Below are 26,468 nucleotides of genomic sequence, written 5' to 3'. Positions count from 1 at the left end.
CCATGACCGACACCTTCTGCTGCGACGAGTTCGCCCGCCTCTCCCGCCGCTCGTTCCTGGGCGGCACGGTCGCGCTCGTCGGTGCGACCACGATCGTCGGCTCGGCCGCGATCACGACCTCCGCCGCCGCGCTGACGCCGGCGGCGTCGGTGCTCGTGGTGCTGTCGCTGCGCGGTGCCGCCGACGGGCTGTCGCTCGTCGTGCCGCACGGCGACCCCGTGTACTACGACGCCCGCCCGAGCATCGCCGTACCGTCGGACCGGCTGCTGGCGAAGGACGGCCTGTTCGGGCTGCACCCCGAGCTCGCGCCGCTGGTGCCGCTCTGGGACGCCGGCCGCCTGGCGGCCGTGCACGCGACCGGGCTGCCCGCGCCGAACCGCTCGCACTTCTCCGCGATGGAGGAGGTCGAGGACGCCGACCCGGGCTCGACGATCCGCAGTGGTTGGCTGAACCGGCTCGTCGGCACCGACGCCTCGACCTCACCGCTCCAGGGGTTCAACGCGGCGGGCGGTGTCGTGCCGACGTCGCTCTACGGGGTCCAGCCGGTGATGTCGGCCGGCACCGTCGACGACGTCCAGATCCCCGGCGACGACAAGTGGGACACCACCAAGGGGCGGCGCGCGTCGCTGCACACGCTGTGGGACGGCGACCGCACTCCCCTGGGCACGGCGATGCGGTCGATGTTCGGCGCGCTCGACGACTTCGCACCGGCCCGCGAGACCGCGGACAACCGGGCGAGCTACCCCAGGACCGACCTGGGCCGGGCCCTCTCGGAGGTGGCGCGGGTGATCCGCGGCAACGTCGGCGTCGAGGTGATCACCGTGGACCAGGGCAACTGGGACATGCACGCCGACCTGGGCACCGCCGACGGCGGCTGGCTCAACGACAACGCCCGGGACCTCGCCACCTCGGTCGCCGCGTTCCTCGGCGACCTCGGCGACCAGGCGCCGAAGGTGACGCTGCTGACGATCAGCGAGTTCGGCCGGCGGACCGTCGAGAACGCCAGCCAGGGACTCGACCACGGCTACGGCAACGTGATGCTCCTGGCCGGTGCGGGCGTCCGGGGCGGGACGTACTACGGCCGGTGGCAGGGCCTCACGAACGACCTCGACTCCGACGTCATGGTCACCACGGACTACCGCAGCGTGCTCTCCGAGGTGGTGCGGTACCGGTTCGGCGCCTCGACCGCCGCGGTGTTCCCGGGCTTCTCCCCCGAGTCCGTCGGCGTCATGACCTCGCTCTGACGCACCGCTGGACGAGAACACGTTCTCGTTGAGAGGGTGGCGGCGTGCGCGTCATCCAGTGGGCCACCGGCGGCGTCGGCAGGGCCGCGATCGAGAGCATCCTGCTGCACCCCGACCTCGAGCTGGTCGGCTGCTGGGTCCACTCCGAGAGCAAGCACGGGGTCGACGTCGGCGAGATCATCGGCACGCGACCCCTCGGCGTACTCGCGACCAGCAGCATGGCCGACGTGCTCGCCATGGACGCGGACGCGGTCGTCTACGCGCCGCTGGTCCCGGACCGCGGCGAGGTCGCCGCCCTGCTGCGCTCCGGCAAGAACGTCGTGACGCCGGTGGGCTGGTTCTACCCGACCGAGAAGGACGGCGCGCCCCTCGCGGCCGCCTGCGCGGACGGCGGGACGACGCTGCACGGGACCGGCATCAACCCGGGCGGCATCACCGAGCTGCACCCGCTGATGTTCTCCGCGCTGTCCTCCGCCGTGACGTTCGTGCGCGGCGAGGAGTTCAGCGACATCCGCACCTACAACGCGCCGGACGTCGTCCGCCACATCATGATGTTCGGCGGCAAGCCGGACGAGGCGATGGGCGGCCCCATGCTGGGGCTGCTGTCGGGTGGCTTCATCCAGTCCGCGCGGATGTGCGTCGACGCGCTCGGCTTCGCGGCGGACCCGCGCATCCGCACCTCCCAGGAGGTCGCCGTCGCCACGCAGCCGATCGAGACGCCGATCGGCGTGATCGAGCCCGGGCACGTCGCCGGCCAGCGGTTCGTCTGGGAGGCGTTCGTCGGCGAGACCTGCGTGGTGCGGATCGCGGTGAACTGGCTGATGGGCGAGCAGCACCTGGACCCACCGTGGAGCTTCGGCCCCCAGGGCGAGCGGTTCGAGGTCGAGGTGAAGGGCGACCCGGACTGCTTCGTGGTGATCAAGGGTTGGCAGCCCGAGACCGTCGAGCAGGGCCTGGCGCGCAACCCGGGCGTGGTGGCCACCGCCGTGCACTGCGTGAACTCGATCCCGTACGTCGTGGCCGCCGACCCGGGCATCAAGACCTACCTCGACCTGCCCCTGATCGCCGGCCGCGCGCACCCCGACCTCCGCTGACCCACCGCCGAGTCGGCGCAGTCTCAGTCCTCTCGATGCCGAGTCGGCGCCATCTCAGCCCTTGCGACGCCGAGTCGGCGCAGTCTCAGCTGAGACTGCGCCGACTCGGCGTTGCTCAGTGCTCGGCGTACGTCGCTGACATGTCGAGGTCGCCGTGGCCGGCGTCGACCGCGCGCTGGAAGTGCTCGCGGATCCCCGGCATCAGTCCCAGCGACGTGCCGGCCGCCGACGCCGCCTCGAGCACCAGCCCGGTGTCCTTCAGCGCGCCCGACAGCGCGAACGCCGGGTCGAAGGCGCCCTCGAGCATCGCCCGGCCCTTGCTCTGCACGTACGGCGAGTCCGTGGCGCCGCCCTCGACCGCGGAGAGGAACAGCGCGGGGTCGAGGCCGAGGTCGCGGGCCAGCGCGAGCGACTCCGCCACTCCCTCGACGACGGTGAAGACCCAAGCGTTGGCCACCAGCTTCAGCCGCGAGCCGTCCCCGGCGTTCTCCGAGACCCAGAGCGTGCGGTTGCCGATCGCGTCGAACACGGGCGCCACGGCGTCGCGCACGTCGGGCGGTCCGGAGGCGAGGACGACGAGCGCGCCCGCCTCGGCCGGCTGCCTGGTCCCCAGCACGGGCGCGTCGACGTACCGGACGCCGAGCTCGTCCGCGAGCGCGGCGAGCCGGGCCGCGCCCTGGACGCCGACGGTCGCGCTCTGCACCCAGACGGCGCCGGGTGCGAGCGACTGCTTCGCCGACGCCATGGTCTCGGCCGTCGACTCCTCGTCGAACAGCATCGTGACGACCACGTCGGCACCGGAGACCGCGTCGCGCACCGAGGACGCGACGGACGCCAGGTCCGCGAGGGGCTCGGCCCTCGAGGAGGTGCGGTTCCAGACCCGGAGGGGAAGCCCGGCGGCCGCGAGGTTGCGCGCCATGCCGGCGCCCATCGTTCCGGTGCCGAGCAGGGCGACGGTCGGAGCAGCGGTCATGGGCCCGACCGTACGTCGGACCTGCAACTCACCTGGCGCGGTGGCCGGTGTCGCTGCTGACCTGCTGGATCACGGACTGCTCGTCGTGACCCAGGTGGTCGAACGCGTGGTTGGCGTCACTGAGCTGCACCATGGTGCAGAGCGCCGCAACGGCGATCACCGCCGCCGCCGCGAAGGCGTGCAGGATGTCTCGCATCGAAGTCCCCCCAGACCCTCGTGCTGCAGGTGAAGCGTGTTCCTCCCCTGTTCCCCATGCTGACACAGCGCGCGAGGAACGGCGGCACGCACGCCGGCATCTTGCGGATGCCTAGAGGTACGGCGACGTGCGTCAGACCACCTTGTTGAGGCGACCGACGGCCTCCTCGAACTCCGCCACCAGCGACGCGACCACGTCCGCGACCGGGCGCACCTCGTTCATCCGGCCGACGATCTGGCCGATCGGCATCGAGATGACGTCCGGGTCGCCGGAGGCGTTGATCCGGTTGTGCGCGTCGGAGACGAGCAGGTTCTGCAGCGGCATCGGGAGCGGCTGCGGCGCGCCCTCCTCGGCCCAGGCCTCGGTCCACTTCGTCTTCAGCAGCCGGGCCGGCTTGCCGGTGTAGATCCGGGTGCGCACCGTGTCGGAGGAGGTCGCCCGCGTGAACGCCTCGGTCCAGCCGGAGTTCGACTGCAGGTTCTGGTACTCCTCGGTGCCGAGCCAGATCGAGCCGGTCCACACGCCCTGCGATCCGAGCGCTAGCGAGGCCGCGATCTGCCGGCCGGAGCCGATGCCGCCCGCGCCGAGGACGGGCACGTCGGGACCGACGGCGTCCACGATGTCGGGCTGGAGCACCATGCTCGCGATCTCACCGGTGTGGCCGCCGGCCTCGTAGCCCTGGGCGACGATGATGTCGACGCCGTTCTGCACGTGCGACAGCGCGTGCTTGGCAGCGCCGGCCAGCGCGGCGACCTTGAGGCCGTGCTCGTGGCACTTCTCGATCACGTCGACCGGCGGCGAGCCCAGCGCGTTCGCGATCAGCACCGGCCGGTGGTTGAGCGCGACGTCGAGGTGGGAGCGCGCGACCGAGTGCAGCCAGCCCAGGACGCCCTCGCGACCCTCGCCCTCCGGCAGCGGGGGTACGCCGAGCTTCTGCAGCGTCCGGTCGACGAAGTCGATGTGGTCCTGCGGGATCATCGCCTTCAGGTCGACCGACTTCCCCTCGGTGGGGATCTTCATCGGCATCACGATGTCGACGCCGTACGGCTTTCCGTCGGTGTTGTCGTCCAGCCAGCTCAGCGTCTGCTCGAGCTCGTCGGTGTCGTTGAACCGCACGCAGCCCAGTACGCCGAGGCCGCCCGCGCGGGACACGGCCGCCGCGACGTGCTCGGACGGGGTGAACGCGAAGATCGGGTACTCGATCCCGAACTCGTCACACAGCGGGGTGCGCATCGCTCACACCACCGTCGTCGGGTGCTTGGCGGCGAAGCCGGCGACGGCCAGCTCCTTCGCGCGTGGGTACTGCGCCTTGCCGGCGGCGTTGCGCGGGATCTCGTCCACCAGCGTCAGCGCCCGCGGGAGCTTGTAGCCGGAGAGGTACTCGCGCAGGAACGAGCGCAGGTCCTCCAGCTCCAGTGACTCGCCGTCGCGCAGCTCGACCACGGCGGCGACCGCCTGGCCGTACTTCTCGTCCGGCACCCCGACCACGAGAACGTCGTACACGGCCGGGTGGTTCTTGATCGCCATCTCGACCTCTTCGGGGTAGACCTTCTCCCCGCCGGTGTTCACGCAGTTCGAGCCGCGCCCGAGCAACGTGACCCGGTTGCCCTCCTCGATCCGGGCGAAGTCACCGGGCACCGAGTAGCGCTGCCCGTCGATCTCGAGGAACGTCGCCGCGGACTTCTCGGGGTCCTTGTAGTAGCCGATCGGCACCGAGCCGCCCCGACCGAGGCGGCCCACCTTGCCCACGTCGGTCGCGGGGTCGAGCAGGCGGTTGTCCTCGTCGAGCACGATCGTGGCCGGACCGATGCCGACGACCGGGCCGTCCGGGCTGATGTTGTTGGGATCGCCCAGGCCCATGCCCTGGAAGCCGGTCTCCGTCGCGCCGACGGAGTCGGTGAAGATCGAGTTCGGGAACGCCGCCATCCAGCGCGACTTCACCGGAGGGCTGAAGATCGCCGCGCTGCTGGAGATCGCGACCAGGTTCGAGCAGTCGTAGCCGCTCCCGGCGCTCAGCTTGTCCTCGTAGGCCTCGATCAGCGGGCGCGCCATCGCGTCGCCGGTCATGAAGATGAGCTGGACCTTCTCGCGCTCGATGATCTCCCAGGTGCGGACCGGGTCGAACTTGGGCTCGAGGACGGTCAGGTGGCCGGCGAACAGGTGCATGAGCAGGCCCGACTGGGCGCCGCCGTGCATCAGCGGGCTGAGCGGGAACGTGGTCATCCGCGGGTCGGTCGCCTGGCGGGACTGGGAGTACTCGTCCTGCGGCTCGCCGCTGTAGAAGTCGATGCCCCCGCCGAGCACACGCCACCAGTCCTCCTGACGCCACATCACGCCCTTGGGGAAGCCGGTCGTGCCGCCGGTGTAGATGATGTGGATGTCGTCGGGGCTGCGCTCGCCGAAGTCGCGCGCCGCACTCTGGCCGGCGAGGGCGTCGCGGTAGTGGACGCCGCCGTACGACGAGTAGTCCGACCGGTCGTCGGGGTCGAGCGCGTCGTCGACGACGACGGCGACCTGCAGCTTCTCGTGCTTGTCCCAGCACGCCGCGACGAGCGGGGCGTAGGAGCGCTCGTGGACCACGGCGACGACGTCGGCGTTCTCGAAGAGGTAGTTGAGCTCGCCCTCGACGTAGCGGTAGTTCACGTTGATCATGACCGCGCGGATCTTGACGATCGCGAGCATGGCGACGACGTGCTCGATGCTGTTCTTCGCATAGATCGCGACGTGGTCCCCCGGCTGCACTCCGTGCGCCTGCAGGTAGTGGGCGAGCCGGTTGCTGTCGGTCTCGAGCTCGGCGTAGGACACGACCCGGTCGCCCACCTTCAGGGCGGCGTTGTCGGGCGCGGCGTCGACGGCGTGTTCGAAGAGGTCGGCGATGTTCAGGGCCACGCCGCGAGACTAGAACACGTTCTCGTTTTTGGCTAGCATCGCCGGCATGACCTCACCCGAGTCGGAGGCGGCCCCCCACTGCCTCGTCGAGCAGGACGGCCACAAGCTCGTCGTCACGATGAACCGGCCGGAGGCCCGCAACGCGCTCTCCGGCGAGATGATGGCGATCATGGAGGAGGCCTGGGACCGGGTGAACTCGGACCGGGAGATCCGGGCCTGCATCCTCACCGGAGCGGGTGGCTACTTCTGCGCCGGCATGGACCTCAAGGCGGCCACCGAGCGATCGCCGGACGAGAGCTTCAAAGCCGGGTTCGACCCCTCGGTGATCAAGGGCCTGCTCAAGGGCTTCCGGCTGATCAAGCCCCTGATCGCCGCCGTCGAGGGCCCGGCGGTCGCCGGCGGCACCGAGATCCTCCAGGGCACCGACATCCGGATCGCCGGCGAGTCCGCCCGGTTCGGGGTCGCCGAGGCGAGGTGGAGCCTCTACCCGATGGGCGGCTCCGCGGTCCGCCTCCCCCGGCAGATCCCGTACACCGTCGCGCTCGACCTGCTCCTGACCGGCCGGCTGGTCCGGGCTGCCGAGGCCAAGGAGATCGGGCTGATCGGCCACGTCGTCCCCGACGGCGAGGCGCTCGCCAAGGCGCACGAGATCGCCGACCTCATCTGCGCCAACGGCCCGCTCGCCGTGCAGGCCATCCTCAAGACGGTCCGGGACTCCGAGGGCAGGCACGAGGCGGACTGCTGGGCCGACGACGCCCGCGTGGGCATGGCCGTCTTCGCCTCCGAGGACGCCAAGGAGGGCCCGCGCGCCTTCGCGGAGAAGCGCACCCCGAGCTTCCAGGGCCGCTAGACCGCCCGCGCCGGCCCGCCTCGAGGACCCGCGCTGCGTCGTACCCGTGCGATTCCGACCGCGCACCTGAGAGAATCCCCGCGTGCCGTGGCCGAGCTGGGACCAAGCAGCGATCGCTGCCGCCATCAGCCTGGCGATCTGGTGGGCGGTCCGGCTCCGCCCGAGCCGGATCACCGCCCACGTCGCGCCGGTCGCGCAGGAGTTCGCGCTGATCGCGGCGCTGTACGCCGTGTGGCGGCTGGCCCGGATGCTCCCCCTGGCGACGACCACGGGCGCGATGGCGCGCGGCCGCGACGTGGCGAGGATCGAGCACGCGCTGCACCTGCCGAGCGAGCTGTCGCTGCAGCACTTCGTGCTGGGCCACGACTGGCTGGCCTCGGCGACGTCCTGGTTCTACGCGACCGTCCACGTGCCGGCGCTGCTCGCGTTCCTGGTCTGGCTGTTCTTCCGGCACCGGGACCAGTACCCGCACTGGCGCAACGGGCTGGTGTTCCTCACCGCCGGGTGCCTGGTGATCCGGTTCGTGCGGGTCGCCCCGCCGCGCTTCTACCCCGACCTCGGCTACGAGGACCTCGGCCGCCACTTCGGGATCTCCGTGTACGGCGCGGACGTCCAGCGAGGCGTGTCCGACCAGTTCGCGGCGATGCCGTCGATCCACGTCGGCTGGGCGGCGGTCGTGTCGTTCGGCATCATCGCGGCGAGCACGAGCGTCTGGCGCTGGTTCTTCCTGCTCCACGTCATCGTGACGACGCTCGTCGTGTCCGCGACGGCGAACCACTGGTGGCTCGACGGCGTGGTCGCCGTCCTGCTGCTGCTCGGCGGGCTCGCGGCCGACACCGCCGGCCGCCGCCACCTCGCCAGCCGGCGGGAGCTCAGCCGACCGCCCGGTCCCCCGTCCAGAACTGAGCCCGCAGTGCCTTCTTGTCCGGCTTCCCCAGTCCGGTGAGCGGCAGCGAGTCCGCCACGATCACCTGCTTGGGGGCCTGGACCGAGCCCTTCCGCTCCTTGACCATCTGCTGGATCTCCTGGGTCATCGTGGCGATCGACGCCTCGTCGCGCGCGGCGTCGGACCGGAGCACCACGATCGCAGTGACCGCCTCGCCGAACTTGTCGTGGGGCGTGCCGATGACGCCCACCTGCGCGACCGCCGGATGCTCGGCGACGACGTCCTCGACCTCCCGGGGGAACACGTTGAACCCGCCGGTGACGATCATGTCCTTGGTCCGGTCGACGATGTACCAGAAGCCGTCCTCGTCCTCGCGGGCGACGTCGCCGGTGTGCATCCAGCCGTCGCGGAACGTCTCGGCGGTCTCGTCGGGCAGGTTCCAGTAGCCGCCGGCCAGCAGCGGCCCGGCCACGCAGATCTCGCCCGGCTCCCCGACCGGGACCGGCTTGCCGTCCTCGTCGAGAAGCGCCGTACGGACGAACGCCGACGGCCGCCCGCAGGAGGCGAGCCGGCGGTCGTCGCCGCCGACGTGGTCCTCCCGGGCGAAGTAGGTGATCGCCATCGGCGCCTCGGACTGGCCGTAGTACTGGGCGAAGATCGGGCCGAACCGCTCGATCGCCTCCTTGAGCCGGACCGGGTTGATCGCGGACGCGCCGTAGTAGACGGTCTCCAGCGAGGACAGGTCCCGGGTCCTGCTGTCCGGGTGGTCCATGAGCGCGTAGAGCATCGACGGCACCAGCATGGTGGCGGTGATCCGCTGCTCCTCGATGGTCTTGAGCACCTCGGCCGGGTCGAACTTGGGCAGCACGTAGAGGCAGCCACCCTTGAGCACCGTCGGCACGAAGAACGCGGCGCCCGCGTGCGACAGGGGCGTGCACATGAGGAACCGGGGCGACTCCGGCCACTCCCACTCGGCCATCTGGATCTGGGTCATCATGTTCATCTGCCGGGACAGGCCGATCACGCCCTTGGGCCGGCCGGTGGTGCCGCCGGTGTACGTGATCGACACGATGTGCTCGGGGTCGAGGGTCTGCGCCTCCAGGGGGCAAGGATCGAAGGACGCCGCGGCCGCGACGAGGTCCTGGCCGACGTGGGCGAGCTCCTCGGGCACCGGCCCGACGGTCAGCACCTTCTCGAGCTTCGGGCACTTCTCGAGCAGGCCGAGCACCCGCTCGACGAACATCGGCACCGGGTCGATCGTGATGCTGGTGATCTCCGCGTCGTTGATCACGTAGGCGTGGTCGTCGAGCGAGCCGAGCGGGTGCAACGAGGTGCGCCGGTAGCCCTGCGTCTGGCCGGCGCCGAGGATGAAGAGCACCTCAGGGCGGTTGAGGGCGAGCAGCGCCCCCGCCGTACCCCGGCCGGCGCCGAGGGCCTCGAAGGCCTGGACGTACTGGCTCATCCGCTCCGCGGCCTGCCCGCCGGTGATGGTGGTGTCGCCCAGGTACATCACGGGCTTGTCGCGGTGCCGCTTGAGGGCGGCGACCATCAGGTGACCGTTGTGGGTGCCGAGGCGCATGTCGTCCGACGTCATGCGCCGAGACTAGAACGTGTTCCAGTTCCACGCCAGTGGAAGGTGGTCGTCGGCCCGGAACGTTCGCCGGATGAAGCGGACCCTGGCGCTGTGGGTAATCACGGCGGCCGCGGGTACGGGAAGGGGAACATCCGCCTGCCTCGGCGACCGGTTCCGGGGCTCTGCCTGTGGGAGGTCAGTGTGAGTACGCACAAGGTCGGGTTCTTCGTCGGCAGCCTGTCGTCCAGCTCCATCAACAGGGTCCTCAGCAAGGCTCTGATCCGCCTGGCGCCCTCGGAGCTCGAGCTCACCGAGATCCCGATCGGCAATCTTCCGCTCTACAGTCCGGACTTCGACACCGACTACCCGCCCGAGCCAGTGGCGCTCAAGGAGGCGCTCGCCGCGTCGGACGCCGTCCTCTTCGTGACCCCGGAGTACAACCGATCCATCCCGGGCGCCCTGAAGAATGCCATCGACTGGGCTTCCCGGCCCTGGGGACGCAACTCGTTCGACCACATGCCCGCAGCGGTGATCGGGGCGTCCCCGGGCCAGATCGGGACGGCCCTCGCCCAGCAGAGCCTGCGCGCGGTGCTGAGCTTCTGCAACGCCCGGCAGATGACCGCTCCGGAGGCCTACATCAACTTCCGTCCGGGACTCTTCACCGACGACGGAGAAGTCACCGACGAGTCGACCGCGGCATTTCTCGCGGACTTCATGCAGGAGTTCCACATGCACACCGAGCGCGTACTCACGGTGATTCCGCGTTCCTGAAGGGACCTCCGGGTGGGACGCGAGCGCGGCGCCGGGGGGCCGGCGCCGTCTTCAGCGACGTCTCGACACGTGACGCCGGGTCATCCCGAGGCCAGGAGCACCACGTCGACGAGTGCGATGCCGACGGCGGCCAGGAACGGCGCTCGTCCACGACCGGTGAGGGCGACGATGACCAGCGCCGCGACCGCCGCAAGGGCGGCGACGGAGCCGACCCTCGCGAGGCCGGTGCCGATCGCTACAACCAGCGAGCCAGCGGCCAGGACGGCCGTCGCGACCGCCGGCAGCCGCCGAGCACCGATCCGGTGCGGCAGGCCGTGCACCCCCGTCGCCTCGTCCTCTGCGAGGTCCGGAAGCACGTTGACCAGGTGCGCACCGACCCCGAGCAGAGCGCCCGCAGCGGGCATCCACCACGGCGGCAACCGGCTGGGCTCCCCGGCCAGGCTCACGAACACCACGAGGGCACCGAAGGAGAATGCGTAGGGAAGCCAGGACCAGACCGTCGACTTGAGCCAGAGGTTGTAGGCCCAGGCGGAGGCGACCGCCAGGATGTGGACGACGCCGGCGGCCCAGCCGCAGGCGAGGGAGAGCGGCACCAGCGCGGCTACCGCCGACCCGCAGGCGAACCGGACCGCCCGAGCGCTGACCGCCCCGGTCGCCAGCGGCTTGTCCGAGCGCGCGACGACCCGGTCCCGGTCCCGGTCGACCAGGTCGTTGCACCACCCGACGGAGAGCTGTCCGGCGAGCACGGCCAGGCCGACCAGCACCGTCCGGCCGAGGGACAGGTCGGCGCCGACGGCCAGCAGCAGTGCGAGCACGACCACCGCCGACCCCGGTCCGGGGTGGGCGGCACGCAGCAGCGCAGGCACGTCAGCCCCGGGCTGCGGGGGGCAGCAAGGATTCCGGCTGACCGGGCGCCCGCAACGGGTCCTCCGGGAGCAGCGCGACCTGATCGCGGCACCACGGGCTGATCGCGCGACTGCCGTCGAGGATCGCCGCGCGGAAGTCCGCCCAGTCCACCCAGGTCGCGTCCTCGACCTCGGCGGGGTCAGGGGCGGGTGCCTCGGTCGTGCTGGAGATGAAGACGGGGCACATCTCGTTCTCGACGACACCGTTGGGCATCACGGCGCGGTAGCGGAAGGCCGGGAGCATCAGCGTCACCCGCTCGGTCCGGACGCCGACCTCGGCGCGCACCCGGCGTCGTACCGCGTCGGCGATCGACTCGCCCGGTGCCGGATGCCCGCAGACACTGTTGCTCCAGGCGCCCGGCCAGGTGGGCTTGGTGCGGGCGCGTCGGGTCATCAGCAGTCGACCGCCTGGGTCGAAGAGATAGCAGGAGAACGCCAGGTGCAACGGCGTGTCCGCGTGGTGTGCTCCGGCTTTGGGGGTGCTTCCGATCGCCCGGCCGTGCTCGTCGAGAAGGACGACCAGCTCCTCGCTGTCCCCGGCGCTCATGCCGGCCTCGCGAGCTGGTTGACCGCCACGCCGAACACCCCAGGCATCCGGGCCGCCGCCGGTACGAGATTCCTCCGGATCGCGCGATGACGGGTCGCGATCAGCAGTCCCTGGGTGAGCAGGGCATGCCGCCAACCGAGCCGGCGCCAGGCGAGCTCGTAGGCCTGCGGCCGTCCGACGAGAACCGCATGGACGGCCGCACGCGCCTGCGCGAGACCGAGAGCGATCCCTTCCCCGGTGAGGGCGTCGACGTAGCCGGACGCGTCGCCGACCAGCAGGACCCGTCCAGCTGCCGGGCGGCGGGCGCGCTGCCTCAGGGGGCCTGCCCCGCGCACCTGTTCGATCGTCTGCCCCGTCAGGCGCGCGGCCAGCGCCGGGAAGTCCCCGATCAGGTCGGCCAGTCCTCGTCGTTCGTGGCTCAGCACGGCGATGCCGACCCGGTCCTCACCGACGGGGGTCACGTAGGCCTCTCCCGAGCCCGCCCAGTGGACCTCCACCAGGGAGGTCCAGGGCGGCACGGACACGTGGCAGCGCTGCCCGTACCGGCGACGCCCCGCCACGGGTGCATCGAGCCCGAGCATCCGGCGCACGGGCGAGTGGAGGCCGTCCGCAGCGACCAGGTGTCGGGTGGGCTCGCCGTCGACCAGGAGGTGGTCGCCACGGTCCTCGACCTGGCACACCGCGCGTCGCTCGGTCGTGACGCCGGCCGCCAGGGCGGCAGCGGAGATCGCACGGTGGAGCGTCGTACGTCGTACCCCCCTGCCGGGGCCGTGACGGAAGGTCGCCTCGGCCTGACGAGCCCCGCCGACGTAGCGGATGCCCGTGATCGGGTGGCCGTGGAGAGGCACGCCCAGGGCGGTGAGCGCCGCCACCGCGCCCGGCATCAGTCCCTCCCCGCACGCCTTGTCGATGACGCCGCCTCGGGGCTCGACGACCGCCACGTCGAGACCGGCGCGGACGGCGTACATGGCGACCGCCAGGCCGACCGGTCCCCCGCCGGCAACGAGCAGGTCACGCATCGACGAGCCCGTCGGGCAGCGTCCGGAGTGCGGCGTTCTCGACCCGGATCCGGACCGTGAGCAAGGCGGCGTTGAGCAGGGTGAACGCGGCGGCCGTCAGCCACGCCTCGTGGACCATCGGGAGCGCCACGCCCTCCGCCACCACGGCGACGTAGTTGGGGTGCGGAAGGAACCGGTAGGGGCCCGAGGTGACGGGCGGCAGACCCGGCACGACGATCACCCGGGTGTTCCAGCGTCGACCCAGCGTCGCGATGCACCACCAGCGCAGCGCCTGGGATGCGACGACCACCGCGAGCATGGACCAGGCCAGCAGCGGTGCCACCTCGGGACGGCGTACCCATGCCTCGACCACCATCGCCACCAGGAACCCGGAGTGCAGGATCACCATGAACGGGTAGTGACCCTGCCCCGACTCCCGGCCCCCATGTCGAAAGCTCCACGTCGCGTTGCGCTTCGACACGACGAGCTCGAGCAGCCGCTCCACGGCGACCAGGCCGACCAGGACCGTGAACGCCCACAGGCTGGTCACGAGTCCGCCTCCCGACGCCCCGTCGCGCGGACCAGCACCAGCTCGGAGCAGAAGCCCGGGCCCATGGCCAGCACCACGCCGTAGGAGCCCGGCTGGGGAGGTCGATCGCGGAGGGTGTCCTCGAGGACGTGCAGCACGGAGGCCGACGACAGGTTGCCGACCCGTGCGAGCGAGTCCCAGGTGAGCCGGACGGAGTCCCTGGACAGCTCGAGAGCGGACTGGAGCGCCTCGATCACCTTGGGGCCGCCGGGATGGCAGACCCACCACCCGATGTCGGCTCGGTCCAGCCCGTGATCGGTGAGGAACCCGTCGACGTCGTCGCGGATGTAGTGGCTCACCACCGCGGGGACCTGGGCGTCGAGGACGATCCGCAGCCCGGTCCCGGTGATGTCGAAGCCCATGGTGCGCTCGGAGTCGGGGTAGAGCCGGCTCCTGGTGCCGATCACCTCCACCGCTCCGCCCCGGTCGGTCCCGCCCTGGGCCACGACCGCCGCTGCCCCGTCACCGAAGAGCCCGCTCGCCACCAGGTTCGGCATCGACATGTCGTCCCGCTGCACGGTCAGCGAGCACAGCTCGACCGTCACCGCCACGGCGACCTCGTCGGGATGACCGAGCAGGTAGTCGTGCAGCCGCGCGATGGCCGCCGCGCCCGCCACACACCCCAGCCCGACCAGTGGAACGCGCTTGACGTCGGCTCGCAGCCCGATCAAGGAGGTGATCCTGGCCTCGAGGGACGGTACGGCGAGGCCGGTGACCGTCGCGGACACGATCAGGTCGACGTCGGTGGGTGTGAGGTCCGCGGCCTTGAGGGCGTCGACGACGGCACGCGCGCCGAGCTCGACGGCGTTCGCGATGAACAGGTCGTTGGCCTGGGTGAAGCCGTCGAGCTCGCCGTAGGCCTCCAGGGGCAGGACGAGACTGCGCTGGCGGACACCGGCGTTGGCATGGAAGCGGCGCAGCAGGCGCTCGTCGAGTCCGCCCCGGGCGATCACCGCGGCGAAGGCGTCGGTGATCGCTTCCTGGGGGTAGGTGTGCTCGGGGAGGACCCCGCGGACCGACAGGATCTCCATGTGCCGGCTCCCTATCGACGCCGGGGCAGAGGCGGGCGGGTGGTGAGGCCGCTGACCAGTCCGGACGCCAGTCCGCCGGTCAGGCGAGGAGTGATGCGACCATCGCCCAGCCCCAGCTCGACGAGGGAGTCGAAGACGTGCTGACTGCGCCCGGCGGCCCTGATCCCTGCGTCCACCACCACCGGCAGCCTCGTGAGCCGGGAAGCGACCCACGTGTGCTTGAGGTGACGGCCCAGGAGACCGCGCACGGCACTGCGGTGGGCGGCTCCCGCGGCCGACGGGCTCCCGGCGTCCAGTGCCCGCGATGCGGTACGGCCGGCCAGCACCCCCGTCGCCACGGCGTAGTAGATGCCTTCCCCGGTCATCGGGTTGATCAGCCCGGCCGCGTCGCCGGCGAGCAGGACCGGACCGTCGGGCTGCCTCCAGCGCCAGCCGGATAGCGGAAGGTGGTGGGCGCGCCAGGCGTCACCGTCGGCGACACTGCCGGGAAGCAGCCGGTCGAGCTGCTCGAGCAGGATCGCCCGGGTCGGTCCTCCCCTGTCGGGAGATCGGTGCTCGTCCACGAACTCGCCGTACCCGACGTTCGTCAGTCCATCCCCTCGGTCGAACGCCCAGGCGTACGACGGCTGGCGGCGATCCCCGTAGCGGATGATCTGGCGCCCGCGCCTGGTCTCCGGCGTGGGCGAGTAGCCCCGGATCGCCAGCGCCCGACAGCCCCTGCTCAACGAGCTGAGCGAGGACCGCACGACCGAGTGCGCCCCGTCGGCCCCGACGAGGATCCGCGCCCCGATCCGGTCGTCCAGCACGATGCCGCCATCGACCCGCCGCACCTCGGAAACACGATGCCGCCGCAGCACCGCGCCCGCCGCGACCGCACGCTCGACCAGCCGCGCGTCGAAGACCTCGCGGGGTATCACCCACACGGGCCGGGCCAGGCGGCCGGTGACCCGGTGCTGGTCCCGGGACAGCTCCAGTCGGCGCAAGGGCGTCCAGCCGTCGGTCGCGTCCCGGACACCCACCGAAGCGAGCACGTCCAGGACGTGGGGTGCGATCCCGTCACCGCAGCACTTGTCGCGTGGGAAGTCCGCGCGGTCGAGCAGGAGGACGCGCAGCCCGGGCGCACGGGCGAGGGCACCGAGCGCGGTGGCAGCCCCGGCCGGGCCGGCACCCACGATCACCAGGTCCCAGGACTCGATCTGCTCCCCATGCGGCGGGGTCATCACCCCAACGTACAGAGAGCGTCCAGGTCCGGGGCCGGTCCACCTCGCCGAGCCCGACCAGCTCCGCGATGTTCGACCGGAGGAGCGGGTACCGCCCCCACATGACGCGCCTTGCCACACGAGCCCTGGACCGGCTGGCCGATCCGGTCGCACTTGCGCACGCCCAGGGGGTGTCCACCGTCATCGGCGGCGCTTGGCCGCTGGTGAGCATGCGCAGCTTCGAGGCGGTGTTCGGTCCCAAGGAGGACCGGTGGCTGGCGTACACGGTCTCGGGCCTGCTCGTGACGAACGGACTCAGCCAGGTCCTCGCTGCGCGCGGGGGTGTGGTGCCGACCGCGCGCGCCCTCGGCTACGGGACGGCGGGGACCCTCCTGGCCATCGACCTCGTGTTCGTCCCCGCGGGGCGGATCCGCTGGACGTACCTGATCGACGCAGCCTTCGAGGCGATGTGGATCGGGCTGTGGAGCCGCGCCCGCCGGAGTTGAGCACCGGACCGTCCGGCTCAGGCGAGCAGCTCGGCGACCGACCGGACCTCGTCGGCCGACCGGCAGCTGAGCAGCAGCGTGGTCACGCCGGTCTCCTCCCACTGCGCGACCCGCTCTCGCACCTCCGAGGCGGTGCCGATGATGTGCATGTCGTCGACGAGCTCGTCGGGGATCAACGCGGTGGCGCGGTCCTTCTCGCCGCCGAGGTAGAGCTTCTGGACCTCGGCGGCCAGGTCCTCGTAGCCCATCCGCACGAAGACCTGGTTGTGGAAGTTCGCCTCCTTGGCGCCCATGCCGCCCATGTAGAGCGAGACGAACGGCCGCATCGCGTCGAGGACGGCGGCCTTCTCCTCCGCGCTGTCGACGACCTGGAGGTGGCACGTCGCGGCGATCTCGAAGTCGGCGCGGGTACGGCGGGCGCCCGGTCGCGCGAAGCCCTCGTCGAGCCACGGCTGGTACATGCCGGCGGACCTCGGCGTGTAGAAGATCGGGATCCAGCCGTCGGCGATCTCCGCGGTCTGCGCGACGTTCTTCGGGCCCTCGGCGCCGAGCCAGATCGGCACGTCCGCCCGCAGCGGGTGCACGATCGGCTTGAGCGGCTTGCCGAGCCCCACGGAGTTATCGCCACGGAACGGGAGGGGGTAGTGCGGGCCGTCGTTGGTGACGGCGCCCTCGCGGGCCAGCACCTTGCGGATGATGTCGACGACCTCGCGGGTGCGGGCCAGCGGCTTGCCGAACGGCTGGCCGTACCAGCCCTCGACCACCTGCGGGCCGCTGACGCCCATGCCGAGGATCACGCGGCCGTTCGAGAGGTGGTCGAGCGTCAGCACGTGCATCGCGATCGACGTCGGCGCGCGGCCCGACATCTGCACGATCGACGTACCGAGCTTGATCCGGGACGTCTCGCGGCCCCACCAGGCGAGCGGCGTGAACGCATCGCTCCCCCACGCCTCGGCGGAGAAGATCGCGTCGAAGCCGGCGTCCTCGGCCGCGGCGACGAGGTCCGCGACGCCCTGCGGGGGCTGCGCACCCCAGTAGCCGAGCTGCAGTCCGAGCTTCATGTGGTCTCCGTTCGTCTGCCCGGGAATGGGCGCGGTGCTTGCCCGATTGTAGAACGTGTTCTACTTTCGGACCATGACACGAACACTGTCAGCACCGGTCACCGTAGCGTTCGACTACACCCGCTCCACCGGACCGGTCCTCGGGCGCTTCCTCACCGGGCTCCGCGACGCGAAGCTGGTCGGCGGCCGCACCTCCGAGGGCAAGGTCGTCGTGCCGCCACCGGAGTTCGACCCGGTCACGCACGCCGCGATCGACGACTTCGTCGAGGTCGCCCCCACCGGCACCGTCACCTCGTGGACCTGGGTGCCGGAGCCGGTGGCGGGGCAGCCGTTCGACCGCCCCTTCGCCTTCGTGCTGGTGACCCTGGACGGCGCCGACGCGCCCTTCCTCCACGCACTGGACGTGTCCTCCCCCGACCAGGTCTCCACGGGGATGCGGGTGCAGGTGCGCTGGGCCGACGAGCGGGTCGGCGCGATCACCGACATCGCGGGCCTCGAACCCGCCACCGGCAACGGACCGACCGCCGTCGACGCGCCCGAGGGCAGGCTGGGCGAGAACCCGGTCACCGGTGTCATCACGCCCGTCTCGCTCGACTACCAGTACGCCGCTAGCCCCGAGGAGTCGGCGTTCTACCGCGGGCTGAACGAGGGCCGCATCGTCGGCCAGCGCTGCCCCACGTGCCGCAAGGTCTACGTGCCGCCGCGCAGCGCCTGTCCGGCGGACGGCACGCCCACGGCCGAGGAGGTCGAGGTCTCGCAGACCGGCACGATCACGACGTTCTGCATCGTCAACGTGCCGTTCCTCGGCCAGAAGATCACCCCGCCGTACGTCTCGGCGTACGTCCTGCTCGACGGCGCCGACATCGCGATCCTGCACCTGATCCTCGGCGTCCCGGCCGACGAGGTGCGGATGGGCATGCGGGTCAAGGCGGTCTGGAAGCCCGAGGAGGAGTGGACGTACTCGCTCGAGAACATCGACCACTTCGAGCCCACCGGCGATCCCGACGCCGACTACGACACCTACCGGCACCACCTCTGAGGGGCGCGAGATGAGAGACGTTGCAGTCGTCGGGTTCGCCCAGCGACAGATGGAGGAGTTCGACGGGTCGCCCACGTGCGTGGAGCTGCTCGTCCCGCTGTTCGCCGAGTGCTACGAGCAGACGGGCTGGACCCGGCGGGACGTGGGCTTCTGGTGCTCGGGCTCCTCGGACTACCTGGCCGGACGGTCGTTCTCGTTCGTGTCGGCGGTCGACGCGATCGGCGTGATCCCGCCGGTCAACGAGTCGCACGTGGAGATGGACCTCGCGTGGGCGATGTACGAGGCCTGGCTGAAGATCCAGACCGGCGAGGTCGACACCGCGCTCGTCTACGCGTTCGGCAAGGCCTCGGCGGGCGTGCTCCGCCGTACCCTCGCCCTCCAGCTGGAGCCGTACACGATGACCCCGCTGTGGCCCGACACCGTGTCGCTCGCCGGCCTGCAGGCGCGGGCCGGCCTCGACGCGGGTCTCTGGGACGAGCGGGCGATGGCCGAGGTGGCCAACCGCTCGCTCACCGACGCGGAGAAGAACGAGTACTCCGTCCGCAAGGGCGGGTCGTCGGTGGAGGAGCTCCTGGCGCGGCCGATGTACGCCGACCCCCTGCGCAAGCACGACTGCTCCCCCGTCACCGACGGCGCCGCCGCCATCGTGCTCGCCGCCGGCGACCGGGCCCGCGAGGTGCGCGACCGGCCGGCCTGGATCGGCGGCGTCTCCCACTACATCGACCCGATGAGCATGGGCACCCGCGACCTGACCCGCTCGCCGTCCACGGCCCGGGCGGCAGCCGCCGTCGACCTGGACGGCGTCGAGCTCGCCGAGCTGCACGCTCCGTTCAGCCACCAGGAGCTCATCCTGCGGCACGAGCTCGGGCTCGCCGACGACGTCCGCATCAACCCCTCGGGAGGCGCGCTCACCAGCAACCCGATGTTCTCCGCCGGCGGCATCCGCATCGGCGAGGCGGCCCAGCGGATCTGGTCCGGCGAGGTGTCCAAGGCCGTCGCGCACGCGACGTCCGGCCCGGCCCTGCAACAGAACCTGGTCTGCGTCCTGGGCTCGACTACCGAAGGGGCAAGCAACTGATGACGAAGCAACCCGCCGCCGTGGTCGGTGTCGGCCAGACCCACCACCGAGCCAAGCGCGAGGACGTCTCGATGGCGGGCCTGTGCCGCGAGGCGATCGACCGGGCTCTCGAGGACGCCGGGATGACGCTCGACGAGATCGACGCCATCGTCGTCGGCAAGGCGCCCGACCTGTTCGAGGGCGTGATGATGCCCGAGCTGTTCCTCGCCGAGGCGCTCGGCGCCGCCGGGAAGCCGCTGCTGCGCGTGCACACCGCCGGATCGGTCGGCGGCTCCACCGCGATCGTGGCCTCGTTGCTCGTGCAGGCCGGCGTGCACCGCAAGGTGCTGACGGTCGCCTACGAGAAGCAGTCGGAGTCGAACGCGATGTGGGCGCTGTCGGTGCCGCTGCCGTTCAACATGCCGGTGCACGCCGGCGCCGGCGGCTACTTCGCCCCGCACGTGCGGTCCTACATCCGGCGGTCCAACGCCCCCACGCACGTCGGCGCGATCGTCGCGGCCAAGGACCGGCAGAACGCGCTGCGCAACCCGTACGCCCACCTGAAGAACCCCGACACCACCGTCGAGTCGGTGCTCGCGTCCCAGATGCTCTGGGACCCGATCCGGTACGACGAGACCTGCCCGTCGTCCGACGGCGCCTGCGCGCTGGTGATCGTCTCCGAGGACGTCGCGGCCGCCTCGCCCAACCCGGCGTGGATCCACGGCACCGTGATGCGGTCGGAGGCGACCACGGCGGCCGAGCGCGACCAGGTCAACCCGCAGGCGTCCCGCGACGCGGCCGCGGCCCTCTGGAAGCAGGCCGGCATCACCAACCCGCTCGAGGAGATCGACGCGGCCGAGATCTACGTGCCGTTCTCGTGGTTCGAGCCGATGTGGCTGGAGTCGCTGGGCTTCGCCGAGGAGAACGGCGGCGGCTGGCGGCTGACCGAGTCGGGTGGGACCGCCATGGACGGCGTACTGCCGGTGAACTGCTCGGGCGGTGTCCTCTCGTCCAACCCGATCGGCGCCTCCGGCATGCTGCGCTTCGGCGAGGCGGCCCTGCAGGTGCGCGGCGCGGCGGGCGAGCACCAGGTCGACGGCGCCCGGCGCGCCCTCGGCCACGCGTACGGCGGGGGCTCGCAGTTCTTCGCGATGTGGGTCGTCGGTGCGGAGAAGCCCTCGAACTGAGCGACACGCGGGCGGGTTTCTCCGGCTGACCGGGGAAACCCGCCCGACACGCCGACGCGGCCCGGCGTGTCGGTCGGGTTTCCCACGACGAGTTCGCGCCGGAGGACAGACACAACGCGCCTAGGCTCCTTGCATGACGACGGAGCTGATCCGCACCAACGACCTGGCCCTGATCGCCGTCGTCGAGGCCCTCCTCAACGGCGAGGAGATCCCGGTGCACGTCGCGGACCGGAACGCGAGCGTGATCGACGGCTCGCTCCAGTTCATCCAGATGCGCGTCCTGGTGCCCGACGACCGCGCCGACGAGGCGCGGGACCTGATCCGCGAGGCCGACCTCGGCGAGTGGCTCCGGGGCTGAGGGCCCGGCTGGGTTGCCCGCCTCGGCTGTTCGCCGTGGAGTGTTCGCCGTCGGCGAACCGGGGCGCGCCGCGCCCGCCCCGGGCCTACAGTCGGGACATGGGTGAGCTGATCGCGTTCCCGACCCCCGACCGCACTCCCGCGCCCGAGACCGAGCCCGAGCCACTCTGGCGCGAGGCCGTGGGGCACGAGCTGCGCGAGGAGCGACGTACGACGGGCCGCACGCTCTCCGACGTCGCCGGCGAGGCCGGCGTCTCGACGCAGTACCTCTCCGAGGTGGAGCGCGGCCTCAAGGAGCCCAGCTCCGAGGTGCTCGGCGCGGTCGCCGGCGCGCTCGGCCTGCGGCTGGTCGACCTGACCATCCGGGTCAGCCGGCGGCTGACCCGGATCTCCGGGCCGGTCTGCCTGGCCGCGTAGCGGTCTCAGTACCCGGGGAACACCCGGCGCAGGTCGTCCAGCGAGACGTTGCCCTCGACCTCCACGCCGTCGGCGTACCCCTCCTTGAGCCGACCGCTGAGCAGGCGGACCACCGCACCCTCCGGGCCGCGCAGCGTCGCCGTGGGGTCCGGCAGCGACGCCACGACCGTGACGCCGTCGTCGACGACGATGCCGCCGCCGGGGACCGCGAGCCGGACCGGGCCCTCGACCTGGTCGGCCTTGCCGGAGAAGCCGAGCAGGAACGCCAGCGGGCCCGCGAACAGCTCGAGGAGCAGCGCCGCCGACTCCTCGCCGATCTCGGCGCCGGGGTGCAGGCCGGCGCGCACGTCCCAGCCGTGGTTGGCGACCTCGTTGAGGCGCATGGCCAGCGCGACGACGAGCGGGACCGGCTCCGGCAGGAAGCCGAGGTCGATCGTCAGGGAGTCGCGCTGCTCGGGCGTCAGGGCCGCGACGGTCTCGAGGTAGCGAGAGGCGTGCTCGACGTACCCGGCGGCCTGGTCGATCGGCGAGGAGGAGTCCCAGCGCGCCCAGACGCTCTGGTTGTCCTCCTCGTCGACGGTCTCGCCGGCCGCCCTCGCGATCGGCTTGCGGGCGAGCTCGGCCCCGCTGCCCAGGTGCGAGAGCACCTGGGCGACCGTCCAGTCCGCGGCGCCGCTGGGTGCCGCCAGCTGCGCGTCGGCGAGGTTGGGGAGCAGCGTCACGAGGATCTCGTGCTCGGTGCGCAGGGCGGCGATGGTCCGGTCCACGAGTTCGCTCATGCCGACGCAACCTCTCAGCCTCGTCGGTTCATTCCACCCGCGCCTTCCGGCTGTGCAGGATCCCGTCGACGAGGCCGTACGCCACGGCCTCCTGCGCCGACAGGATCAGGTCGCGGTCGGTGTCCTCGCGCACCTGCTCGACCGAGCGGCCGGTGTGCTCGGACAGGATGCGCTCCATCTCGGCGCGCACCCGCACGATCTCCTTGGCCTGCAGCGCGAGGTCCGGCAGTGTCCCCTGGCCGCCCCCCGACGGCTGGTGCAGCACGACCCGCGCGTGCGGCAGGACCATCCGGCTGCCCGGCGCACCGCTGGCGAGCAGCACGGCCGCCGACGAGGCCGCCTGCCCGACGCACGTCGTCCCGATCGGTGAGCGGACGAACTGCATGGTGTCGTAGATCGCGAGCATCGCGGTCACCGAGCCGCCCGGTGAGTTCAAGTACAGGTTGATCGGCGTCTCGGGGCTCTCGGACTCCAGGTGCAGCAGCTGGGCGATGACGACGTTCGCCACGCCGTCGTCGATCTCGGTGCCGATGTAGACGATCCGGTCGGTGAGCAGCCGGCTGTAGATGTCGACCGCCCGCTCGCCACGGTGGGTCTTCTCCACGACGGACGGAATCGTGTAGCTGCTCATGCACGTACTCGCTTCGCTCCGTGCGCGCATGAGGCACAGGGCGCGCTCCATTGAATGATTCGCTCGCTTCGCTCGCTCATCGGACCAGCCCGAACGCCGCACCCTGCCGGGAGGGGGTGACCTCGCGGACGTCGGCGAGCACCTGGTCGACGAAGCCGTACTCGAGCGCCTCCTCGGCGGTGAACCACCGGTCCCGCAACGAGTCCCGCTCGATCCGCTCCACGGGCTGGCCGGTGTGCTCGGCGATGAGCCCGATCATCACGTTCTTGGTGTGCTCGAGGTTCTCGGCCTGGATCTCGATGTCGATCGCGGTGCCGCCGATGCCGGCCGAGCCCTGGTGCATCAGGATCCGGGAGTGCGGCAGCGCGTAGCGCTTGCCGGGCGTGCCGCCCGAGAGCAGGAACTGCCCCATGCTCGCCGCCAGCCCCATCGCGAGCGTGCTGACGTCGTTCGGGATGAGCCGCATGGTGTCGTAGATCGCGAGCCCGGCGCTGACCGAGCCCCCGGGCGAGTTGATGTAGAGCGCGATGTCGCGCTTGGGGTCCTCGGCGGAGAGCAGCAGCAGCTCGGCGCAGAGCTTGTTGGCGATGTCGTCGTCGACCTGCTGGCCGAGCACGATGATCCGTTGGTGCAGCAGGCGGTCGGCCGCGGTGAGGCCGGCGAGCGAAGGTGTCTGGGTCATGCACCGAGCCTCTGCCGCCGGGCCGGCGCTCACCAGCGAATCCGCTGGCAGCAGATCTGCCGTCAGCTGAGGTCCGGGACGAGGGCCACCGACGCGAGGGCGGAGTCGAGCTGCTCGACCGTGCTGACGCCGACGATCGGCTGCCACCCCCTGGCCAGCAGCCAGGCGAGCACGAGCTGCGACGGCGGCACACCCCGCGCCTCGGCCTCCGCGCGCAGCTCGGCGAGCCGCTCGGTCGTGCCGGGGTGGTCGTACGCCTCCGGGAACGGCCGGTCCGCGCGGTCGTAGCTGCCCTGGATCAACGGGCTGTAGACCCAGAGATCCAGGTCGGGGTGCTCGTCGAGGTAGTCGATGGTCTCGTCGCTCACGAACCCGAACCGGTGGTCCTTGCCGGGCACCTGCGCGCCCGGGCGCGGCTCGACGTACGACGTGGTCAGCTGCAGCGCCGTCCACGGCTCGACACGCAGCTCAGCCGCGATGGCCCGGGCCCGCTCGACCCGCCAGGTCGGGTGGTTGGAGACGCCCAGCCGGCGTACCGCGCCCGAGGCTACGAGCGAGCCGAACGCCGACACCGTCTCCTCGAGGTCGGTCGACCGGTCCTCGCCGTGCGCCCAGTACAGGTCGATGACGTCCAGGCCCAGGCGGTCCAGGCTCCGGCCCGCCTCCCGCTCGATGACCGCGGCGGACAGGCCCTCGGTGCCGCCCTCGTCACGTGGCTCCACGCCGACCTTGGTGGCGACCACCAGCTCGTCGCGCAGACCCGGGTTCGCGGCCAGCCAGCGGCCGAGCACGGCCTCGCTCTGGCCGCCGTGACCCGTCGGTGAGGACCAGAACGAGTAGCAGTTCGCCGTGTCGAGCATCCGTCCGCCGGCCTCGACGAACCGGTCGAGCAGGGCGAACGAGGTCGGCTCGTCGGTGCGGGTGCCGAAGTACATGGTGCCGAGAACGAGGTCCACGAGGTCGACCCTACGAGGCTCGGTAGGGTCGACGGGTGATCGAGCTCCGCACCCCCGCCCAGATCGAGCAGATGCGTCCGGCCGGACGCTTCGTCGCCGACGTCATCAGCGCCCTCGCCGAGAAGGCCGACGTCGGGGTGAACCTGCTCGAGCTCGACGAGCTCGCGCACGCGATGATCCGCGAGCGCCGCGCGGAGTCCTGCTACATCGACTACCACCCGTCATTCGGCGCCTCGCCGTTCGGCAAGGTGCTGTGCACGTCGGTCAACGACGCCGTGCTGCACGGGCTGCCCCACGACTACGTGCTCCGGGACGGCGACCTCGTCAGCGTCGACTTCGCCGCGAGCGTGGACGGATGGGTCGCCGACTCCGCGCTCAGCGTCGTCGTCGGCACGCCGCGCCGGGAGGACCTCGACCTGATCGAGGTCACCGGGCGGGCGCTCGACGCCGGGATCGCGCAGGCGCGCCCGGGCCACCGGCTCGGCGACATCTCCGCCGCGATCGGGGAGGTCGCGCGGTCGGCGGGGCTCGGCGTGAACCTGCAGTTCGGCGGGCACGGCGTCGGCCGCACCATGCACGGCGAGCCGCACGTGCCGAACGACGGCCGGCCGGGCCGCGGCCTCAAGCTCCGACCAGGCCTGGTCATCGCGATCGAGCCGTGGTTCCTGCACACGACCGACGAGATCTACACCGACGCCGACGGCTGGACGCTCCGCAGCAAGGACGGCTCCCGGGGTGCCCACATGGAGCACACCGTCGCCATCACCGAGGACGGCCCGCTCGTGCTGACCGACCGGTCCGCTACGCGTACCTGACCTGCAGGTCCTTGAGGCCGTTGATCCAGGAGTGGCGCAGCCGCACCGGGTCGGCGAGCTTGGAGATGTCCGGCGCGTGGTCGGCCAGCGCGTCGAAGATCACCCGGATCTCCTGCCGGGCCAGGTTGGCGCCCAGGCAGTAGTGCGCGCCGTGGCCACCGAACCCGAGCTGCGGGTTGGGGTCGCGCAGGATGTTGAAGGTGAACGGGTCCTCGAAGACCTCGTCGTCGAAGTTCGCGCTGGCGTAGAACAGCGCCGCCCGCTCGCCCTTCTTGAACTCGTGGCCGCCGACCTCGACGTCGTTGAGGGCCGTGCGCTGGAACACCGTGACCGGCGTACCCCACCGGACGACCTCGTCGACCATGGTCGCCGGGCGGTCCCGCTTCCAGATCTCCCACTGCTCGGGGTTGTCGAGGAATGCGTTCATGCCGTGCGAGATGGCGTTGCGCGTGGTCTCGTTGCCGGCGACGGCCAGCAGGATCACGAAGTAGCCGAACTCGTCGTCGCTCAGGCCGCGCTCGCCCTTGTGCGCCTGGATGAGCTTGGTGATCAGGTCGTCGCGCGGGTTCGCCTGGCGGTCGGCGGCCAGCATCATCGCGTAGCCCAGGATCTCCGCTGCCGCGACGTCGTTGTTGCCCGCGTAGTCCGGGTCCTCGCCGGCGAGCATCTGGTTGGACCACTCGAAGAGCTTGTGGCGGTCCTCCTGCGGTACGCCGATCAGGTCGGCGATCGCCTGCAGCGGGAGCTCGGCGGCGATCTCCTCGACGAAGTTGCCGGTGCCGCGGCCGACCGCCTCCTTCACGATCGACGCCGCGCGCTGCGTCATGGTGTCCTCGAGCTCCGCGATCGAGCGCGGGGTGAAGCCGCGGGAGATGATCGCCCGCGTCTGCGTGTGCTCGGGCGGGTCCTGGTTGATCAGGATCACGCGCTGGAGCTCGATCTGCTCGCGCAGCATCTCGCCCGGGAAGCGGATGATCGCGCCGTTCTCGTACGTCGACCAGTTCCTGCTGTCCTTCGAGATCGCCGACACGTCCTCGTGGCGGGTCACCGCGTAGTAGCCGCTCCCCGACTCCGGCGCGAACCCGCTGGTCTGCTCCGGCGCCTGTTCGATCCAGACGATCGGGCTGTTCTGCCGGGCGATCCGGAACTGGTCGTGCGGGATCGCCCGCTGGTTCAGGTCCGGGTCGGTGAAGTCGAATCCCTCGGGAAGGACGTCGGATGCGGTCACGGGAGCTC

The 26,468-nt window shown here is 71.4% G+C and carries 29 protein-coding genes; 12 read left to right on the top strand and 17 right to left on the bottom strand.

What is annotated here, in order from left to right; translation table 11 throughout:
- Window positions 1-2: 2 nt before the first annotated feature.
- Both N538_RS25925 and N538_RS0116580 read left to right on the top strand, forming a co-directional pair.
- Window positions 3-1,244 (top strand): DUF1501 domain-containing protein, encoded by a 1,242-nt coding sequence (locus N538_RS25925; protein ID WP_036571130.1) that lies wholly within the window; start codon window positions 3-5, stop codon window positions 1,242-1,244.
- A gap of 44 nt (window positions 1,245-1,288) precedes the next feature.
- On the top strand, window positions 1,289-2,338 hold the full coding sequence (locus tag N538_RS0116580) for an NAD(P)H-dependent amine dehydrogenase family protein (RefSeq protein ID WP_036570799.1): 1,050 nt from the start codon (window positions 1,289-1,291) through the stop codon (window positions 2,336-2,338).
- Window positions 2,339-2,453: 115 nt separating this feature from the next.
- Here N538_RS0116580 and N538_RS0116575 read toward each other — a convergent pair whose 3' ends face one another.
- The 4 genes from N538_RS0116575 to N538_RS0116560 form a co-directional block, all read right to left on the bottom strand.
- On the bottom strand, window positions 2,454-3,311 hold the full coding sequence (locus tag N538_RS0116575; RefSeq protein WP_028638211.1) for an NAD(P)-dependent oxidoreductase: 858 nt from the start codon (window positions 3,309-3,311) through the stop codon (window positions 2,454-2,456).
- Window positions 3,312-3,339: 28 nt separating this feature from the next.
- The gene (locus tag N538_RS28595; RefSeq protein ID WP_155992168.1) at window positions 3,340-3,507 is read right to left on the bottom strand and encodes a hypothetical protein; all 168 of its coding nucleotides are present in this window, start codon (window positions 3,505-3,507) and stop codon (window positions 3,340-3,342) included.
- A 132-nt stretch (window positions 3,508-3,639) separates the two neighbouring features.
- Window positions 3,640-4,740, bottom strand: a complete 1,101-nt coding sequence (locus N538_RS0116565) for an NAD(P)H-dependent flavin oxidoreductase (protein WP_028638210.1) — start codon at window positions 4,738-4,740, stop codon at window positions 3,640-3,642.
- Window positions 4,741-4,743: 3 nt separating this feature from the next.
- Window positions 4,744-6,396 (bottom strand): acyl-CoA synthetase, encoded by a 1,653-nt coding sequence (locus N538_RS0116560; protein WP_028638209.1) that lies wholly within the window; start codon window positions 6,394-6,396, stop codon window positions 4,744-4,746.
- Window positions 6,397-6,442: 46 nt separating this feature from the next.
- Between N538_RS0116560 and N538_RS0116555 the strand changes: the two genes are divergently transcribed.
- Together N538_RS0116555 and N538_RS25920 are read left to right on the top strand one after the other, a co-directional pair.
- On the top strand, window positions 6,443-7,246 hold the full coding sequence (locus tag N538_RS0116555) for a crotonase/enoyl-CoA hydratase family protein (RefSeq protein ID WP_028638208.1): 804 nt from the start codon (window positions 6,443-6,445) through the stop codon (window positions 7,244-7,246).
- An 82-nt stretch (window positions 7,247-7,328) separates the two neighbouring features.
- Window positions 7,329-8,192, top strand: a complete 864-nt coding sequence (locus N538_RS25920; RefSeq protein WP_081790530.1) for a phosphatase PAP2 family protein — start codon at window positions 7,329-7,331, stop codon at window positions 8,190-8,192.
- On the opposite strand, the gene fadD8 is transcribed toward N538_RS25920, so the two are convergent.
- The gene (gene fadD8 / locus N538_RS0116545) at window positions 8,119-9,726 is read right to left on the bottom strand and encodes a fatty-acid--CoA ligase FadD8 (RefSeq protein ID WP_028638207.1); all 1,608 of its coding nucleotides are present in this window, start codon (window positions 9,724-9,726) and stop codon (window positions 8,119-8,121) included. The two genes, N538_RS25920 and fadD8, sit on opposite strands and share 74 nt — an antisense overlap.
- Window positions 9,727-9,906: 180 nt before the next feature.
- On the opposite strand from fadD8, the gene N538_RS0116540 reads away from it, so the two are divergent.
- Window positions 9,907-10,476, top strand: a complete 570-nt coding sequence (locus N538_RS0116540) for an NADPH-dependent FMN reductase (protein WP_028638206.1) — start codon at window positions 9,907-9,909, stop codon at window positions 10,474-10,476.
- 80 nt (window positions 10,477-10,556) lie between these two features.
- Here the strand turns inward: N538_RS0116540 and N538_RS0116535 are convergent, their stop codons facing one another.
- Genes N538_RS0116535 through N538_RS25915 form a run of 6 tightly spaced genes read right to left on the bottom strand, consistent with a single transcriptional unit; the run spans window position 10,557 to window position 15,766 of the window.
- On the bottom strand, window positions 10,557-11,342 hold the full coding sequence (locus tag N538_RS0116535) for a UbiA family prenyltransferase (protein WP_036570797.1): 786 nt from the start codon (window positions 11,340-11,342) through the stop codon (window positions 10,557-10,559).
- 1 nt (window position 11,343) lies between these two features.
- Window positions 11,344-11,928: an isopentenyl-diphosphate Delta-isomerase gene (idi, locus tag N538_RS0116530; RefSeq protein ID WP_028638204.1), complete on the bottom strand. Its 585-nt coding sequence runs from the start codon at window positions 11,926-11,928 to the stop codon at window positions 11,344-11,346.
- Window positions 11,925-12,947, bottom strand: a complete 1,023-nt coding sequence (locus N538_RS0116525) for an NAD(P)/FAD-dependent oxidoreductase (RefSeq protein WP_028638203.1) — start codon at window positions 12,945-12,947, stop codon at window positions 11,925-11,927. Before N538_RS0116525 ends, idi begins: the two co-directional genes overlap by 4 nt.
- Complete coding sequence (locus N538_RS0116520; protein ID WP_028638202.1) at window positions 12,940-13,476, bottom strand: isoprenylcysteine carboxyl methyltransferase family protein; 537 nt, start codon at window positions 13,474-13,476, stop codon at window positions 12,940-12,942. The genes N538_RS0116525 and N538_RS0116520 overlap by 8 nt, the downstream gene beginning before the upstream one ends.
- The gene (locus N538_RS0116515; RefSeq protein WP_028638201.1) at window positions 13,473-14,546 is read right to left on the bottom strand and encodes a type III polyketide synthase; all 1,074 of its coding nucleotides are present in this window, start codon (window positions 14,544-14,546) and stop codon (window positions 13,473-13,475) included. The genes N538_RS0116520 and N538_RS0116515 overlap by 4 nt, the downstream gene beginning before the upstream one ends.
- 11 nt (window positions 14,547-14,557) lie before the next feature.
- Complete coding sequence (locus N538_RS25915; RefSeq protein WP_036570795.1) at window positions 14,558-15,766, bottom strand: NAD(P)/FAD-dependent oxidoreductase; 1,209 nt, start codon at window positions 15,764-15,766, stop codon at window positions 14,558-14,560.
- Window positions 15,767-15,867: 101 nt separating this feature from the next.
- On the opposite strand from N538_RS25915, the gene N538_RS0116505 reads away from it, so the two are divergent.
- Entirely contained in the window at window positions 15,868-16,251 is a 384-nt protein-coding gene (locus N538_RS0116505; protein WP_051549368.1) for a hypothetical protein, read from the top strand.
- A 17-nt stretch (window positions 16,252-16,268) separates the two neighbouring features.
- Here N538_RS0116505 and N538_RS0116500 read toward each other — a convergent pair whose 3' ends face one another.
- The gene (locus N538_RS0116500; protein ID WP_028638199.1) at window positions 16,269-17,312 is read right to left on the bottom strand and encodes an LLM class F420-dependent oxidoreductase; all 1,044 of its coding nucleotides are present in this window, start codon (window positions 17,310-17,312) and stop codon (window positions 16,269-16,271) included.
- A 73-nt stretch (window positions 17,313-17,385) separates the two neighbouring features.
- On the opposite strand from N538_RS0116500, the gene N538_RS0116495 reads away from it, so the two are divergent.
- From N538_RS0116495 to N538_RS0116475, 5 genes are all read left to right on the top strand, one after another.
- Entirely contained in the window at window positions 17,386-18,351 is a 966-nt protein-coding gene (locus tag N538_RS0116495; protein ID WP_028638198.1) for a Zn-ribbon domain-containing OB-fold protein, read from the top strand.
- 10 nt (window positions 18,352-18,361) lie between these two features.
- Window positions 18,362-19,429, top strand: coding sequence for a thiolase domain-containing protein (locus N538_RS0116490; protein WP_028638197.1), 1,068 nt, complete (start codon window positions 18,362-18,364; stop codon window positions 19,427-19,429).
- Window positions 19,429-20,595: a thiolase domain-containing protein gene (locus N538_RS0116485; protein WP_028638196.1), complete on the top strand. Its 1,167-nt coding sequence runs from the start codon at window positions 19,429-19,431 to the stop codon at window positions 20,593-20,595. Before N538_RS0116490 ends, N538_RS0116485 begins: the two co-directional genes overlap by 1 nt.
- 133 nt (window positions 20,596-20,728) lie before the next feature.
- A complete protein-coding gene (locus tag N538_RS0116480; RefSeq protein WP_028638195.1) occupies window positions 20,729-20,953 on the top strand; it encodes a putative signal transducing protein in 225 nt (74 codons plus the stop codon).
- 98 nt (window positions 20,954-21,051) lie between these two features.
- A complete protein-coding gene (locus N538_RS0116475; protein WP_028638194.1) occupies window positions 21,052-21,369 on the top strand; it encodes a helix-turn-helix domain-containing protein in 318 nt (105 codons plus the stop codon).
- A 5-nt stretch (window positions 21,370-21,374) separates the two neighbouring features.
- On the opposite strand, the gene N538_RS0116470 is transcribed toward N538_RS0116475, so the two are convergent.
- The 4 genes from N538_RS0116470 to N538_RS0116455 form a co-directional block, all read right to left on the bottom strand.
- The gene (locus N538_RS0116470) at window positions 21,375-22,148 is read right to left on the bottom strand and encodes a maleylpyruvate isomerase family mycothiol-dependent enzyme (RefSeq protein ID WP_028638193.1); all 774 of its coding nucleotides are present in this window, start codon (window positions 22,146-22,148) and stop codon (window positions 21,375-21,377) included.
- Window positions 22,149-22,176: 28 nt separating this feature from the next.
- Entirely contained in the window at window positions 22,177-22,779 is a 603-nt protein-coding gene (locus tag N538_RS0116465) for a ClpP family protease (RefSeq protein ID WP_028638192.1), read from the bottom strand.
- 76 nt (window positions 22,780-22,855) lie between these two features.
- Window positions 22,856-23,461, bottom strand: coding sequence for a ClpP family protease (locus N538_RS0116460; protein WP_028638191.1), 606 nt, complete (start codon window positions 23,459-23,461; stop codon window positions 22,856-22,858).
- Window positions 23,462-23,523: 62 nt separating this feature from the next.
- Window positions 23,524-24,417: an aldo/keto reductase gene (locus N538_RS0116455; RefSeq protein WP_028638190.1), complete on the bottom strand. Its 894-nt coding sequence runs from the start codon at window positions 24,415-24,417 to the stop codon at window positions 23,524-23,526.
- Window positions 24,418-24,452: 35 nt separating this feature from the next.
- Here N538_RS0116455 and map point away from each other — a divergent pair, with 35 nt between their 5' ends.
- On the top strand, window positions 24,453-25,232 hold the full coding sequence (gene map, locus N538_RS0116450) for a type I methionyl aminopeptidase (protein WP_028638189.1): 780 nt from the start codon (window positions 24,453-24,455) through the stop codon (window positions 25,230-25,232).
- Here map and N538_RS0116445 read toward each other — a convergent pair.
- The gene (locus N538_RS0116445) at window positions 25,219-26,460 is read right to left on the bottom strand and encodes a cytochrome P450 (protein WP_028638188.1); all 1,242 of its coding nucleotides are present in this window, start codon (window positions 26,458-26,460) and stop codon (window positions 25,219-25,221) included. The two genes, map and N538_RS0116445, sit on opposite strands and share 14 nt — an antisense overlap.
- Window positions 26,461-26,468 lie beyond the last annotated feature (8 nt).

It is taken from the genome of Nocardioides sp. URHA0032 (assembly GCF_000620645.1).
Lineage (GTDB): Bacteria > Actinomycetota > Actinomycetes > Propionibacteriales > Nocardioidaceae > Nocardioides.
The sequence above is the reverse complement of the archived record's forward strand: the minus strand, read 5'-3'. Positions and strand labels throughout refer to the sequence as shown.